The organism is Embleya scabrispora DSM 41855 (assembly GCF_000372745.1).
GTDB lineage: Bacteria > Actinomycetota > Actinomycetes > Streptomycetales > Streptomycetaceae > Embleya > Embleya scabrispora.
Window position 1 is genome coordinate 131072 of record NZ_KB889585.1, and the last position, 12482, is coordinate 143553.

Sequence of the window (12482 nt, forward strand, 5' to 3'; positions counted from 1 at the left end):
AGGTCGCAGGGGGTGCGCGGGGATGGGGACGGCCGGCTCAGACCCGGCCCGGCACCCGACGCCGCACGGCGGTGCCGGCGACCAGCGCACCCGCCACGGCGCCCACGCCGGCGGCGGCCGGCAGACCGATCCGGGCGGCCTTGCGACCGGTGCGGTAATCCTTCACGCGCCACCCGTGCGCCCGGGCGTGGCGGCGCAGCCGTGCGTCCGGATTGACCGCGCACGGATCGCCCACCAGGGTCAACATCGGGATGTCGTTGGCCGAGTCGCTGTAGGCCGAACAGTCGGTCAGGTCCAGGCCCTCGCGGTCCGCGAGCGCGCGCACGGCCTCCGCCTTGGCCTCACCGTGCAGTAGTTCGCCCACCAGGCGACCGGTGTACACCCCGTCCCGGGTTTCGGAGACGGTGCCCAGCGCGCCGGTCAGGCCCAGTCGGCCGGCGATCGTGGTGGCGATCTCGATCGGGGCGGCGGTGACCAGCCACACCTGACGGCCCGCGTCCAGGTGCATCTGGGCCAATCCCCGGGTGCCCGGCCAGATCTTGTCCGACATGCACTCGTCGAAGATCTCCTCGCCGATCACCCGGATCTCCTCGACCGTATGGCCCTGCGCGAACGACAACGCGGCCTCCTGCGCGTCGCCCACGTGCCCCATGTGCTCGCCGCCGAGCCGGAACCGGGCCTGCTGCCAGCCGAACCGGGCGATGTCGCGGGCGCCGAAGAACCGGCGGGCGTACAAACCCCGGGCCAGGTGGAAGATCGACGCGCCGCGCATCACGGTGTTGTCCAGGTCGAAGAACGCGGCGCCGATCCGAGTGGGCAGGCCGTCCTCGCCGGGGGCGCGTGGCGGGGCGCTCGCGTGCGCCGCCGCCGCGGCGGCCTCGCCGGCGCGCACGGCACTGTCGTTGGTGTCCTTGGTCGTCGATCGCCGGCGCAAGAGAACCATGACACCGAGCGTAGTAGGCACGTATTGCGGGTGTGTGGCGGTTGTCTTGCGGTGTCGCGCCGCGTCGGTGAAGCCCGGGCCGGTCGGGCGTGTTGCCGCGACCGGATCGAGCCGGATCGCGAGCGGCCTTCTGGGCGACGCCCCCGGCGGGTGACAATCGAGGACGTGAATCTCTTCCGCCGCCGCCCCGACGCCGCGACCCGCACCGTGACGCTGCTCAGCAAGCCCGGTTGCCACCTGTGTGACGACGCGCGTGTCGTCATCGAACGAGTGACCGGAGAACTGGGCGTGACTTGGACGGAGGTCGACATCACGCAGGACGCGGAACTCCAGCACAAGTACTGGGAGCAGATCCCGGTGACTCTGGTGGACGGCGCGCAGCACGATTTCTGGCGGGTGGACGAGCGGCGGCTGCGCCGGGCCCTGGGCGGCTGATCGGCCGCGATCTCGGGCCGGGGGCCGAGCCCCGGGCGGGGGGCCGGCGGAGGGAAATTTTACCGACACGTACGGTAAGGACTCGTGCGCGGTCGGACACCACGACTACGCATGGATCATACGAATGTCACCTCGTGTGACCGAGTTCACGCTCCGATTCGGAACCAAGGCGTGATGAGCATCACGACAGGCGCTCAAATCGGACACCTACTTTGTGCGTACGTTCACAAAAGCCTAACCTGGCAATCGAAATCCCAGGTCCCACCCACAGGAGCAGCGTGGCTACAGGGCGTACCGAGCGACCGACGCAGCGGGGACGTGGCATCCCCGAGGCGACGGTGGCGCGGCTTCCGCTGTACCTCCGGGCGCTCAGTGCGCTGTCGGAGCGGGGTGTTCCCACGGTCTCGTCCGAGGAACTCGCCGCTGCCGCCGGGGTGAATTCGGCGAAGCTGCGCAAGGACCTGTCGTATCTCGGCTCCTACGGCACCCGTGGTGTCGGTTACGACGTCGAGTATCTCGTGTACCAAATCTCGCGTGAACTCGGGCTCACCCAAGACTGGCCGGTCGCCATCATCGGCATAGGAAATCTGGGTCACGCCCTGGCCAACTACGGTGGGTTCGCCTCGCGCGGGTTCCGCGTCGCGGCGCTCTTGGACGCCGATCGGGCGGTCACCGGTCAGCGGATCGCGGGCATGGCGGTGCGGCACATGGACGACCTCGAGCAGATCGTGCGCGAGGACCACGTGTCGATCGGTGTGATCACCACACCCGCGCCGGCCGCACAGGAGGTGTGCGACCGACTGGTCGCCGCCGGGATCACCAGCATCCTGAACTTCGCGCCGACCGTGCTCTCGGTTCCCGAGGGTGTGGACGTGCGCAAGGTGGACCTGTCCATCGAACTGCAGATCCTGGCCTTCCACGAACAGCGCAAATCCGGTCTCGATCCCGTCGCGGGACCGGTTCCGGGGCGACCCTCGAAGCCGGGGGAACGCGGCGATCTCCCCGAGGTGATGCCCGCGTGACCGGCTGTCGCGTGGGTGTCGCGCCCGCGAACACGGCGAACAACGGTAGGAAGACACCATGAGTGTCCTGGCAGTGGGTCTGAGTCACCGCACGGCCGAGGTCAGTCTCCTGGAACGCGTCTCGGTCACCGGGACGGCCCAGGAGGCGCTGCTGCACGACCTGATCGCGGCCGAACCGGTGGGCGAGGCCGTGCTGCTGTCGACCTGCAACCGGGTCGAGGTCTACGCGGACGTGGACCGCTTCCACGGCGGGGTCACCGAGCTGGGCAACCTGCTGTCGCGGCACACCGGCGTGCCGGTGTCCGAGCTGACGCCGTGCCTGTACGTGCACTACGAGGACCGCGCCGTCCAGCACCTGTTCTCGGTCGCCTGCGGACTCGACTCGATGGTCGTCGGCGAAGGACAGATCCTCGGCCAGATAAAGGCCGCGCTGGCGCTCGCGCAGACCCACGGCACCGCCGGTCGGGTGCTCAACGAGCTGACCCAGCAGGCGCTGCGGGTGGGCAAGCGGGCGCACACCGAGACCGGCATCGACCAGGCCGGCCGCTCGCTGATGACCGTGGGGCTGGCCCAGGCCGAGCAATCGATGGGCCCGGTCGAGGGTTGCCGGGCGCTCGTGGTGGGCGCGGGTTCGATGAGCGCGCTGGCCGCCAAGACGCTGCACCGCGAGGGCGTCGGGCACATCGTGGTGGCGAACCGCACCTACGAGCGGGCCGAACACCTGGCCGAGTCGGTGGCCGGCCGGGCCGTGCCGATGTCCGCGCTGCCGGACGCGTTGTCCTCGGTCGACCTGGTGGTCTCCTGCACCGGTGCGGCCGGTCTGGTGATCGGCCGGGACGAGATCGAGGCCGTGCTCGCGGTGCGCCGTGAGCGTGGGGTCGAGCAGCCGCTCGTGTTGATCGACCTGGCGCTGCCGCGGGACATCGACCCGGGTGCGCGCGACCTCGACGGCGTCGTGCTGATCGACCTGGAACGGCTCGCCGAGGTCTCCGCCGGTTCGCCCGGTGAGGCCGACGTGGACCTGGTGCGCAAGATCGTCTGCGAGGAGGTCGCGGCGTTCGCGACCGCCCAGCAGGCCCAGCAGGTCGCGCCGACCGTGGTCGCGCTGCGCAGCATGGGCTCGGACGTGGTCCGGGCCGAGCTGGACCGGCTCAGCGGTCGGGTGCCGGAGATGGACGACCGCGTGCGCACCGAGGTCGAGCAGACCGTACGGCGTGTGGTGGACAAGCTGCTGCACGCGCCGACGGTGCGGGTCAAGCAGTTGGCCGGCGAGCCGGGCGGCTCGTCGTACGCGGACGCGCTGCGGATGTTGTTCGATCTCGACCCCGGCACCCCCGAGGTGGTCCGCCGGGCGGACGCCCCCGACGCAGTGGAAGGTGTTGCGTGACCGAAGCACCATTGCGACTGGGCACCCGGCGCAGCAAGCTGGCGATGGCCCAGTCGGGGCACGTCGCCGACGCCGTCACGCGCCTGACCGGCCGGGCCGTCGAACTCGTGGAGATCACCACGCACGGCGACGTCTCGCGCGAGCAGCTCACGCAGATCGGCGGCACGGGCGTCTTCGTCAACGCGCTGCGCGACGCACTGCTGGCCGGCGAGGTCGACTTCGTCGTGCACTCGCTCAAGGACCTGCCGACCGGCGACCCCGAGGGCATCACCCTCGTGGCGATTCCGCCGCGGCACGATCCGCGGGACGCGCTGGTGGCCCGGGACGGGCTCGCGCTCGCCGAGTTGCCGGCCGGCTCCCGGATCGGGACCGGTTCGCCGCGCCGCGCCGCGCAGCTGCTGCTGCTGGGGCTCGGCCACGAGATCGTGCCGATCCGCGGCAACGTCGACACCCGGATCGGCTTCGTGACGTCCGGCGAACTCGACGCCGTCGTCCTGGCCAAGGCCGGCCTCGGCCGCCTGGGCCGTGCGGAGGAGGTCACCGAGACCTTCGATCCGCTCCACATGCTGCCTGCCCCCGGTCAAGGGGCATTGGCCGTCGAGTGTGCGGCACACGATGCCGTCCTCGTCGAATTGCTCGCCGGTTTGGACGACTCGGACACCCGAGCCGCCGTACTGGCCGAGCGCACGCTGCTCGCCGTGTTGGAAGCCGGATGTTCGGCTCCGGTAGGCGCCCTCTGTGAGGTCGCCGAGGGCGAGCAGGTCACCGAGCTGTACCTGCGGGCCGTAGTCGCGAATGTCGACGGCACCGACAGCGTACGGTTGTCCGCCACCGGAACCCTCGACGAGGCGCAGAAGATCGGTCGCGAACTCGCCACCGAACTGCTCGCCCGAGGGGCCTCCGGTTTGATGGGGGAGCGCGTCCCTTGAGCCCCAGAGCGAAGAAGAAGCCCAGCGGCATCGTGACCTTTGTGGGTGCCGGTCCCGGCGACCCACGACTGCTCACACTGCGGGCCATCGAGGTGCTGGCCGAGGCCGATGTGGTGGTCGCCGACGAGGCGACGCTGCGCCAGGTCCTGTTCCACTGCAAGAGCGGCGTCGAGGTCCTCGACCCGGTGACCGGTGACGACGGGGAACTCCTGTCGGCCGTTGCCCGGGCCAAGGTCGTCGTGGCCGCCGCGCGATCGGGCAAGCAGGTCGTCCGGGCCGTGGCGGGTGACCCGTGCGTGGACCAATCGGTCACGGACGAGATCACGGCCGTGGCGAAGGCGAAGATCGTCTTCGAGGTCGTCCCGGGCGTCCCGGTCAGCACAGCCGTCCCCACGTACGCGGGCATCCCGCTGCACGCGGCCAAGGGCAGTGGCGGCGTGCGTGTCCTCGACATGGCCGAGGGCTCGATCGACTGGGCCACGGTCGGCTCCGTCGAAGGCACGCTGGTGCTGCGCGGTGCGCTCGACTCGATCGCCGAGATCGCCCAGGAGCTGGTCGCCGGCGGTCGCAAGCCGGCCACGCCGGTCGCGGTCACCGTCAACGGCACCACCACCGAGCAGCGCACCCTGGTGAGCACGCTCGCCCAGGTGGCCTCCGACGTGCGGTCCGCGAAGATCACGCTGCCGGCCGTCGTGGTCGTCGGCGAGGTGGTCGCCCAGCGCGACACCCTGTCGTGGTTCGAGACGAAGCCCCTGTTCGGCTGGAAGGTGCTGGTTCCGCGCACCAAGGAGCAGGCGGTCACGCTCTCCGAGCAGCTGCGCTCGTACGGCGCGGTGCCGCACGAGGTACCGACCATCGCGGTCGAGCCCCCGCGCACGCCGCAGCAGATGGAGCGGGCGATCAAGGGTCTGGTCACCGGCCGCTACGAGTGGATCGCGTTCACGTCGGTCAACGCCGTGCGTGCGGTGCGTGAGCGGTTCGAGGACTACGGCCTGGACGCACGGGCCTTCGCGGGCATCAAGGTCGCGGCCGTCGGCGAGGCGACCGCGCGGGCGCTGGTCGAGTTCGGCGTCAAGCCGGACCTGGTGCCCTCGGGCGAACAGTCCGCCGCGGGGTTGCTGGAGGACTGGCCGCCGTACGACCCGGTCTTCGACCCGATCGACCGGGTGTTCCTGCCGCGCGCGGACATCGCCACCGAGACGCTGGTGGCCGGCCTGGTCGAGCTGGGCTGGGAGGTCGACGACGTCACCGCGTACCGCACGGTGCGCGCGGCGCCGCCGCCGGCGGACACCCGCGAGGCGATCAAGGGCGGCGGCTTCGACGCGGTCCTGTTCACGTCGTCCTCGACGGTGCGCAACCTGGTCGGCATCGCGGGCAAGCCGCACGCGGTGACGGTGATCGCGTGTATCGGCTCGGCGACCGCGAAGACCGCCGAGGAGCACGGTCTACGCGTGGATGTGATGGCTCCCGAGCCGTCGGTGTCCGCGCTGGCCGAGGCACTCGCGGAATTCGGTACGGCGCGCCGTGCGGCTATGGTCGAAGCCGGTGACCCGGTCACCCGCCCGAGCGAGCGGCGGCCGGGGTCGCGTAGGAAGGCCAAGTAGGTCGCGGTTTCGTCGAGCGGTTCTCCGGCGAGGAGTTCCGGTGCTTCTCGGACGAGAGGTTCCGGCGGTTCTCCGACGAGGGGTGCCACGGGTGCTGCGGTGCGGAGTTCTCCGGAGCGGGGATCCCGGTTCTCGGAAGCCGGGTTCTCGCAAGTGGAGTTCCCGGGTGAGAGGCGCTTGACGAATGGGTCTCATGAGGAAGGCCGAGTAGTTCTTATGTCGTACCAGGCTGACGCAACGTCAGGGTTTCCCGCGCACCGCCCTCGGCGGCTGCGCACGTCCCCGGCGGTGCGCCGCCTGGTCGCGGAGACCCGGCTGCATCCCGCCGATTTGATCCTGCCGTTGTTCGTGCGCGAGGGCGCGAGCGAACCGGTGCCGATCTCCTCGATGCCGGGCGTCGTGCAACACACCCGCGATTCGCTGCGCAAGGCCGCGCACGACGCGGTCGCGGCCGGGGTCGGCGGGCTGATGTTGTTCGGCATCCCGTCCGTCAAGGACGCGCTCGGCTCGGCGGGCTTCGACCCCGAGGGTGTGCTCCAGGTCGCCATCCGCGACGTGGTGGCCGAGGTGGGCGCCGACGCGGTGGTGATGTCCGACCTGTGTCTGGACGAGTTCACCGACCACGGACACTGCGGCGTGTTGGCCGCGGACGGCTCGGTCGACAACGACGCGACGTTGGACGCGTATGCGCGGATGGCCGTCGTACAGGCCGAGGCGGGCGTGCACATGGTCGGCCCCAGCGGCATGATGGACGGTCAGGTCGGGGTGATCCGGCGGGCGCTGGACGACGCCGGGTACCAGGACGTGTCGATCCTGGCGTACAGCGCGAAGTACGCGTCGGGCTTCTTCGGACCGTTCCGCGAGGCGGTCGAATCCACGCTCGAGGGCGACCGGATGACCTACCAGCAGGACCCGGCCAACGCCGAGGAGTCCGTGCGCGAGGTCCTGTTGGACGTGGCCGAGGGCGCGGACCTGGTGATGGTCAAGCCCGCGATGTCGTACCTGGACATCGTCCGGCGGATCGCCGACGAGGTGCATGTGCCGGTGGCGGCCTACCAGGTCAGCGGCGAGTACGCGATGGTCGAGGCGGCGGCGGCGAACGGCTGGATCGACCGGGACCGGGTGATTCTGGAGACGCTCACCTCGATCAAGCGCGCGGGGGCGTCGTCGATCTTGACCTATTGGGCGACCGAGGTGGCGCGGCGGTTGCGGTAGCGGTGCCGATGCGTGGTTGTCACCCGATCGGTTGATCGGCAGTCCGGTGGCGAGTACCGAATGGCGATTCGGGTCGCCTATGGCACCGTGGTCACGATTCCGGACGGCCCGGTGAAGGGCTTTGCGATCGGGCCGGAGATTACCGCCCGCTGATCCGGCGTCAGGACCGCAGCCGGGCCAGGGCTACCGGCGGCAGGTGTCGGACGAGTAGTGCCAATGCTTCGGCGACCGCCTGCTCGTCGGTTGTGGCCATGGCTTTGCACAGCGCTTCCTCGACGCCGGCGGCGCGGGCCTCGGCGACCCTGGGGGACGGGGTGGCGGCCGGGCGGACCAGGAGGCGGCGGCGGTCGGTGGGGTCCTGGGTGGTTTCGATCGAGCCGGATTCCTTGAGGCGGGCGACGGCGGCGGAGACCTGGCTCTGCGGCAGGCCGGTACGGCGGGCGATCTCGCCGATGGCGCTGTCGGGGTGGGCGACGATGTCGCTCAGGGCGATCAGCACCGAGCGCACGCTGCCGGGATGGCGGTCGACGCCCCCGGCGGGGGCCTGGGGGGTGTTGATCGGGCTGCGCGTGGCCGCCACCCACCCCGAGGCGTTGCACGCGCTGATCGCACACGAGCCGGTCGCGCCGTGGCTGCTCTCCGCCGCCGAACGCGACTCGCACCGAGGCGAGTTGACCGCGATTCGGGAGATCCACGCGCGGGATGGCATGGGTGCGGCGTTTCCCGCGATCGCAGCCCACCTGGGCATCGAGCCGGGGGTCGAGGACAGCGAGCCGGAACTGACGTCGAGTGTGGTCGGCGTTGCGCTCATTTGGTTGGCTCGATGGTGCGGGTGTGCGGATCGGAGTGCCGCCGGGCTTGACGGCTAACGGTGTTAGCTGGATGATGAGCGCAGTCGGCTAACATCGTTAGCCAGGGTGGATGGAGGCGGCGGCATGAGCACTGTTGCGCACACGGGAATCGACGGTTCGGTCGTGGTCCGGTGGATGCGACGCGGAGCGTGGATCGTGCTGACGTTGTTTTTGGCGGCTTTCGCGGTGTTCGAGAGCGTCAAGTACGGCTTCGCGACCTCTGCGGCGGCGTTGCTCTTCTTCGTGCTGCCCGACCTGACCATGTTCATCGGGGCCAAGGACGCGCTGCGGGACGGGGCACACGAGCCGGGTCGGCTTCAGCCGCGGGCGGTGCCGTTCTACAACGCGCTGCACCGGGCCTGGGTCCCGCTGATCGTCCTGGTCGGGTACACCGTTTCGCCGGTCGTATGGCCGCCCCTGTTCACCGCCGGCCTCGGCTGGCTCACCCACATCGCGATGGACCGTGCTGCCGGGTACGGACTGCGCACTCCGGAAGGATTCCGCAAGCATGTCTGACGTGTCGTCGCCTCCGATCAGTGCCAGGGCCCGCGAAATCGTCTCCGCCGCTCGGGAGCTGCTGGAGGGGGAGGGTCCGGAAGCGGTGTCGATGCGGAGGATCGCGGAGCGGATCGGTATCAAGGCGCCGTCGCTGTACAAGCACTTCCCGGACAAGTCCGCGGTCGAGAATGCGCTGATCGCGCAGGGGATGGCCGAGCTGGCGGAGGCGTTGGAGGCGGTCGAGGCGAAGGTCGCGCCGAGTGCGGGTCTTGCCCCGGGCGCGAGTGTTGCGCCGGGCGAGGGGGCGGTTGCGGCGTTGGCGGGGGCGTATCGGGCCTATGCGTTGGCGCATCCGGATCTGTATCGGCTGATGAGTGGGCAGCCGTTGGATCGTGCGGCGATGCCGGCGGGGCTGGAGGATCGGGCCGCGGGGCCCCTGGTGCGGGCTGTGGGTGGGGACGCGGATGCTGCGCGGGCCGTTTGGGGGTTCGCGCATGGCATGGTCGTGTTGGAGTTGGCCGGGCGGTTTCCGCCGGGGGCGGATTTGTCGGGGGCGTGGGCCAAGGGGTGCGGGGCCTTTGCGGCGGAGCCGTCTTCGGGCTGAGTCGCGTCTTCGGCCTCAAGCGCGGGCCGGGCTACTTGGCCTCAGGCGCCGGCCCGGGCCGAGTGGCCTCAGGCGCCGGCCGGGATAGCCGGGCTCAAGCGTCGGTTGGGGCCTGGGTGGGGCAAGGGGCGCGTTGGGCTTTGCGGGGTGGGCGGGGGATGGGGGAGTGGTAGAGGAGGCCGTCTTCGAGCCAGGCGGTGTAGGTGCGTAGGGGGCGGCAGGCCAGGGGGCCGAGTGAGCGGCCCGTGGCGACCTCGAAGGTGGCCGCGTGGGCCGGGCAGGTCAGGTGTTCGCCGGTCAGGGTGCCTCGGGACAGGATCGCGCCGGCGTGGGGGCAGCGGTCCTCGAAGACGTGGACCGTGTCGCCGTGGCGCAGGATCGCGAGCGGCGGGCTGGTGCCGATCCGCTTCGGGACGTCCTCGGGGAAGCTCGTGAGCGGGCCCAGGCACACCGGTGGGCGCTCCCGGCGAAATGGCGACATGTTGTGGCCCCCGGGGTTGGCGGTACCGACCCAGGTTAGGCAGTCCTGCCTTGCTTGGCCAGCGCCGATCGAGGCCGTGAACGACCCGGTTGTGATGCGCGTGACCATGCGAAGTCTTTCTTCCCGCAAAGCTTCTGACGTACCGTCAGGTCAGCGCCTAGGCTCTGGCTCTGCCATGCCCGGCGCCGTACCCCCGGCCCCGGCTTCCCGCGCGGAGGACACGTGTCTGACCCGATCTACGACGCCACCACTCTCTGGGAGCTGGTGGAGCGCCGCGCGGCGGCGACTCCCGATGTGCCCATGCTGCTCGACCCGGAGGACCGCACGGTCACCTTCGGTGAGTTCAAGGCGTGGGCGGAGCGCGTGGCCGCGGGCTATCACGCGCTCGGCGTCACCGCCGGCACCCGTGTGACCTGGCAGTTGACCACCCGGATCGAGTCCATCGTGGTCTCGTTCGCGCTGGCTCGGCTCGGTGCGGTGCAGAATCCGATCATCCCGTTCTACCGGGAGAAGGAGGTCGGGTTCTGTCTGCGGCAGACCGACGCCGAGTTCTTCCTGTGTCCGCGCAGTTGGAAGGGCTTCGAGTTCCTCGCGATGGGTGAGGCGCTCGCGAAGGACCTGGCGAAGCCGCCGCTGGTGCTCGTGGCGTACGACGAGCTGCCCGAGGCCGACCCGGCGGACCTGCCGCCCGCGCCGACCGACGGCGACGAGGTGCGCTGGCTCTACTACACGTCCGGGACCACGTCCGACCCGAAGGGCGTCCAGCACAGCGACTCGACGCTGCTCGCGGGCGGCAAGGGTCTGGCCGTCGCGCTCGACATGTCGCAGACCGACGTCGGCTCGATCGCCTTCCCGTACGCGCATATCGCCGGTCCGGACTACATCGTCACGGTGCTCGCCTCCGGATTCCCGGCCGTGATCGTCGAGAACTTCGACCCGGCCGGCGTGGTGCCCGTGTACAAGCGGCTCGGCGTCACCATGGTGGGCGGCTCGACCGCGTTCTACGTGGCGTTCCTGAACGAGCAGCGCAAGCAGCCCGGCGAGAAGATCATTCCGACCCTGCGGATCGTCTCCGGCGGCGGCGCGCCCAAGCCGCCGGAGCTGGTCGCCGAGGTGCGCGACGAGATGCGGGCGATCCTGTGCCACGGGTACGGGATGACCGAGGTCCCGATGATCGCCCAGGGCGGCCCGCACGATTCCGAGGACCAGCGCTCCCATACCGAGGGCAAGCCGGTCAGCGGCATCGAGGTGCGGATCGCCCGGGCCGACGGGACGGTTGCGGACGTCGGCGAGGAGGGCGAGGTCCGGCTGCGCGGACCGATGGTGTTCAAGGGGTACACCGACCCCGCGCTCACCGCGGACGCGTTCGACGAGGACGGCTTCTTCCGTACCGGCGATCTGGGTCGGTTGCGGGCCGACGGGCACCTCTCGCTCACCGGTCGGCTCAAGGACGTGATCATCCGAAAGGGTGAAAACATTTCGGCGCGCGAGATCGAGGATCTGCTCTTCGCCCACCCGAAGGTCGCCGACGCGGCGGTGATCGGCCTGGTCGACCGCGAGCGCGGCGAGCGGGTCTGCGCCGTGGTCGAGCGGCAACCCGGCGAGGCGGACCTGGAATTCGCCGAGATGGTCGGGTATCTGCGCGAGGCCGGTCTGATGACGCAGAAGATCCCGGAGCAGTTGGAACTGGTCGACGCGCTGCCCCGAAACGAGACGCTGCGCAAGGTGCTGAAGTTCAAGCTTCGTGAGGAATACGACAAGAAGCCCTGGACGCCCGCGCGCTGACGGCCGGTCAGCCGATCCGCAGGCGACCGCAGGCGATCCGCGATGCGACTGATGCCCCGTCACTTATGTCGTGACGGGGCATCAGTTCTTCAGGTCCAGGCGCTCAGTACGGCGTCCACCGTGGTGATCGTGGCGATCGCGTTGAAGGTGTTCGCGAGCACCGCTTCGGCGTATTCGGGCGGGAATCCGGCCACCGCCTCGCGGGGCACCACGAACTGGAAGCCGGCGTTGACCGCGTCCATCGCGAAGTTGAGCATGCCGACGTTCAGCGAGACGCCGACACCCACGATGGTGCGCACGCCCAGGTTCCGCAGGATGGCGGCCAGCCCGGTGTCGGCCATCGGGCCGAGCCCGTGATAGCGGGAAAGCACCAGGTCGGAGGGGTCGACGGTGATTCCGTCGGCCACCGCCGCAGCGGGTGAGCCCGGCTCCAGGAGGATCGGCGACTTGGCCGCGGCGCCGAACATCCGGGCGTTGGTGTTCGCGCCCAGAGCGTCCGGTCGGCGCACCGCGAGGCAGTGCACGACCGGGAGTTCGGCGCTGCGAGCGGCCTTGGCGAGTCGGTCGACGGCCGGAATCAGCTCTTGGGTGTGCGCGGTCAGTGCGGGAAATACCGCTTGGGCACCGATCACCCCATTCTGGCATTCCTGGGTGACCAACGCGGTGTGTGCGGGAGCGATCAGTTCTTCGAGACGCAGGGCCATCCGTGATTCTCCTGACGTTGAGTC

15 protein-coding genes are annotated in these 12482 nt (G+C 70.3%); 11 read left to right on the plus strand and 4 right to left on the minus strand.

What is annotated here, in order from left to right; translation table 11 throughout:
* Positions 1-37: 37 nt before the first annotated feature.
* Complete coding sequence (locus tag A3IC_RS0108535) at positions 38-943, minus strand: HAD family hydrolase (protein WP_020549645.1); 906 nt, start codon at positions 941-943, stop codon at positions 38-40.
* A gap of 165 nt (positions 944-1108) precedes the next feature.
* Here A3IC_RS0108535 and A3IC_RS0108540 point away from each other — a divergent pair, with 165 nt between their 5' ends.
* From A3IC_RS0108540 to A3IC_RS68410, 7 genes are all read left to right on the plus strand, one after another.
* Positions 1109-1378, plus strand: a complete 270-nt coding sequence (locus tag A3IC_RS0108540; protein WP_020549646.1) for a glutaredoxin family protein — start codon at positions 1109-1111, stop codon at positions 1376-1378.
* Positions 1379-1656: 278 nt separating this feature from the next.
* Positions 1657-2400 carry a redox-sensing transcriptional repressor Rex gene (locus A3IC_RS0108545; RefSeq protein WP_026218024.1) on the plus strand — a complete coding sequence of 248 codons (744 nt, stop codon included), beginning with the start codon at positions 1657-1659 and terminating at the stop codon, positions 2398-2400.
* Between the two features lie 58 nt (positions 2401-2458).
* Positions 2459-3787 carry a glutamyl-tRNA reductase gene (locus A3IC_RS0108550; protein WP_026218025.1) on the plus strand — a complete coding sequence of 443 codons (1329 nt, stop codon included), beginning with the start codon at positions 2459-2461 and terminating at the stop codon, positions 3785-3787.
* A complete protein-coding gene (gene hemC / locus A3IC_RS0108555; RefSeq protein WP_026218026.1) occupies positions 3784-4716 on the plus strand; it encodes a hydroxymethylbilane synthase in 933 nt (310 codons plus the stop codon). The genes A3IC_RS0108550 and hemC overlap by 4 nt, the downstream gene beginning before the upstream one ends.
* Complete coding sequence (locus A3IC_RS0108560; protein ID WP_026218027.1) at positions 4713-6320, plus strand: bifunctional uroporphyrinogen-III C-methyltransferase/uroporphyrinogen-III synthase; 1608 nt, start codon at positions 4713-4715, stop codon at positions 6318-6320. Before hemC ends, A3IC_RS0108560 begins: the two co-directional genes overlap by 4 nt.
* A gap of 216 nt (positions 6321-6536) precedes the next feature.
* Positions 6537-7535: a porphobilinogen synthase gene (hemB, locus tag A3IC_RS0108565; protein WP_026218028.1), complete on the plus strand. Its 999-nt coding sequence runs from the start codon at positions 6537-6539 to the stop codon at positions 7533-7535.
* 12 nt (positions 7536-7547) lie between these two features.
* Complete coding sequence (locus A3IC_RS68410) at positions 7548-7688, plus strand: hypothetical protein (RefSeq protein WP_158695856.1); 141 nt, start codon at positions 7548-7550, stop codon at positions 7686-7688.
* 7 nt (positions 7689-7695) lie between these two features.
* On the opposite strand, the gene A3IC_RS70680 is transcribed toward A3IC_RS68410, so the two are convergent.
* Positions 7696-8034 (minus strand): MarR family transcriptional regulator, encoded by a 339-nt coding sequence (locus A3IC_RS70680; protein ID WP_245599182.1) that lies wholly within the window; start codon positions 8032-8034, stop codon positions 7696-7698.
* Here A3IC_RS70680 and A3IC_RS70685 point away from each other — a divergent pair.
* From A3IC_RS70685 to A3IC_RS0108590, 3 genes are all read left to right on the plus strand, one after another.
* Entirely contained in the window at positions 8012-8404 is a 393-nt protein-coding gene (locus A3IC_RS70685; protein WP_205353850.1) for a hypothetical protein, read from the plus strand. The genes A3IC_RS70680 and A3IC_RS70685 overlap by 23 nt on opposite strands.
* Before the next feature lie 66 nt (positions 8405-8470).
* Entirely contained in the window at positions 8471-8902 is a 432-nt protein-coding gene (locus A3IC_RS0108585; RefSeq protein WP_020549655.1) for a DUF4260 family protein, read from the plus strand.
* Positions 8895-9488, plus strand: coding sequence for a TetR/AcrR family transcriptional regulator (locus A3IC_RS0108590; RefSeq protein WP_020549656.1), 594 nt, complete (start codon positions 8895-8897; stop codon positions 9486-9488). Before A3IC_RS0108585 ends, A3IC_RS0108590 begins: the two co-directional genes overlap by 8 nt.
* A gap of 94 nt (positions 9489-9582) precedes the next feature.
* Here the strand turns inward: A3IC_RS0108590 and A3IC_RS61985 are convergent, their stop codons facing one another.
* On the minus strand, positions 9583-9969 hold the full coding sequence (locus A3IC_RS61985; protein ID WP_158695857.1) for a Rieske (2Fe-2S) protein: 387 nt from the start codon (positions 9967-9969) through the stop codon (positions 9583-9585).
* Between the two features lie 222 nt (positions 9970-10191).
* Between A3IC_RS61985 and A3IC_RS0108600 the strand changes: the two genes are divergently transcribed.
* A complete protein-coding gene (locus A3IC_RS0108600; protein WP_020549658.1) occupies positions 10192-11754 on the plus strand; it encodes a class I adenylate-forming enzyme family protein in 1563 nt (520 codons plus the stop codon).
* An 89-nt stretch (positions 11755-11843) separates the two neighbouring features.
* Here the strand turns inward: A3IC_RS0108600 and A3IC_RS0108605 are convergent, their stop codons facing one another.
* A complete protein-coding gene (locus A3IC_RS0108605; protein ID WP_020549659.1) occupies positions 11844-12458 on the minus strand; it encodes a cysteine hydrolase family protein in 615 nt (204 codons plus the stop codon).
* Positions 12459-12482: the final 24 nt, after the last annotated feature.

Excerpts from the sequence above, each read along its gene's own strand:
- A3IC_RS0108585 (WP_020549655.1), top strand. The coding sequence starts at position 8,471 with ATGAGCACTGTTGCGCACACGGGAATCGACGGTTCGGTCGTGGTCCGG.
- A3IC_RS0108535 (WP_020549645.1), bottom strand. The coding sequence starts at position 943 with ATGGTTCTCTTGCGCCGGCGATCGACGACCAAGGACACCAACGACAGT.
- A3IC_RS61985 (WP_158695857.1), bottom strand. The coding sequence starts at position 9,969 with ATGTCGCCATTTCGCCGGGAGCGCCCACCGGTGTGCCTGGGCCCGCTC.
- A3IC_RS0108605 (WP_020549659.1), bottom strand. The coding sequence starts at position 12,458 with ATGGCCCTGCGTCTCGAAGAACTGATCGCTCCCGCACACACCGCGTTG.
- A3IC_RS70685 (WP_205353850.1), top strand. The coding sequence starts at position 8,012 with ATGTCGCTCAGGGCGATCAGCACCGAGCGCACGCTGCCGGGATGGCGG.
- A3IC_RS0108590 (WP_020549656.1), top strand. The coding sequence starts at position 8,895 with ATGTCTGACGTGTCGTCGCCTCCGATCAGTGCCAGGGCCCGCGAAATC.
- A3IC_RS0108550 (WP_026218025.1), top strand. The coding sequence starts at position 2,459 with ATGAGTGTCCTGGCAGTGGGTCTGAGTCACCGCACGGCCGAGGTCAGT.
- hemB (WP_026218028.1), top strand. The coding sequence starts at position 6,537 with ATGTCGTACCAGGCTGACGCAACGTCAGGGTTTCCCGCGCACCGCCCT.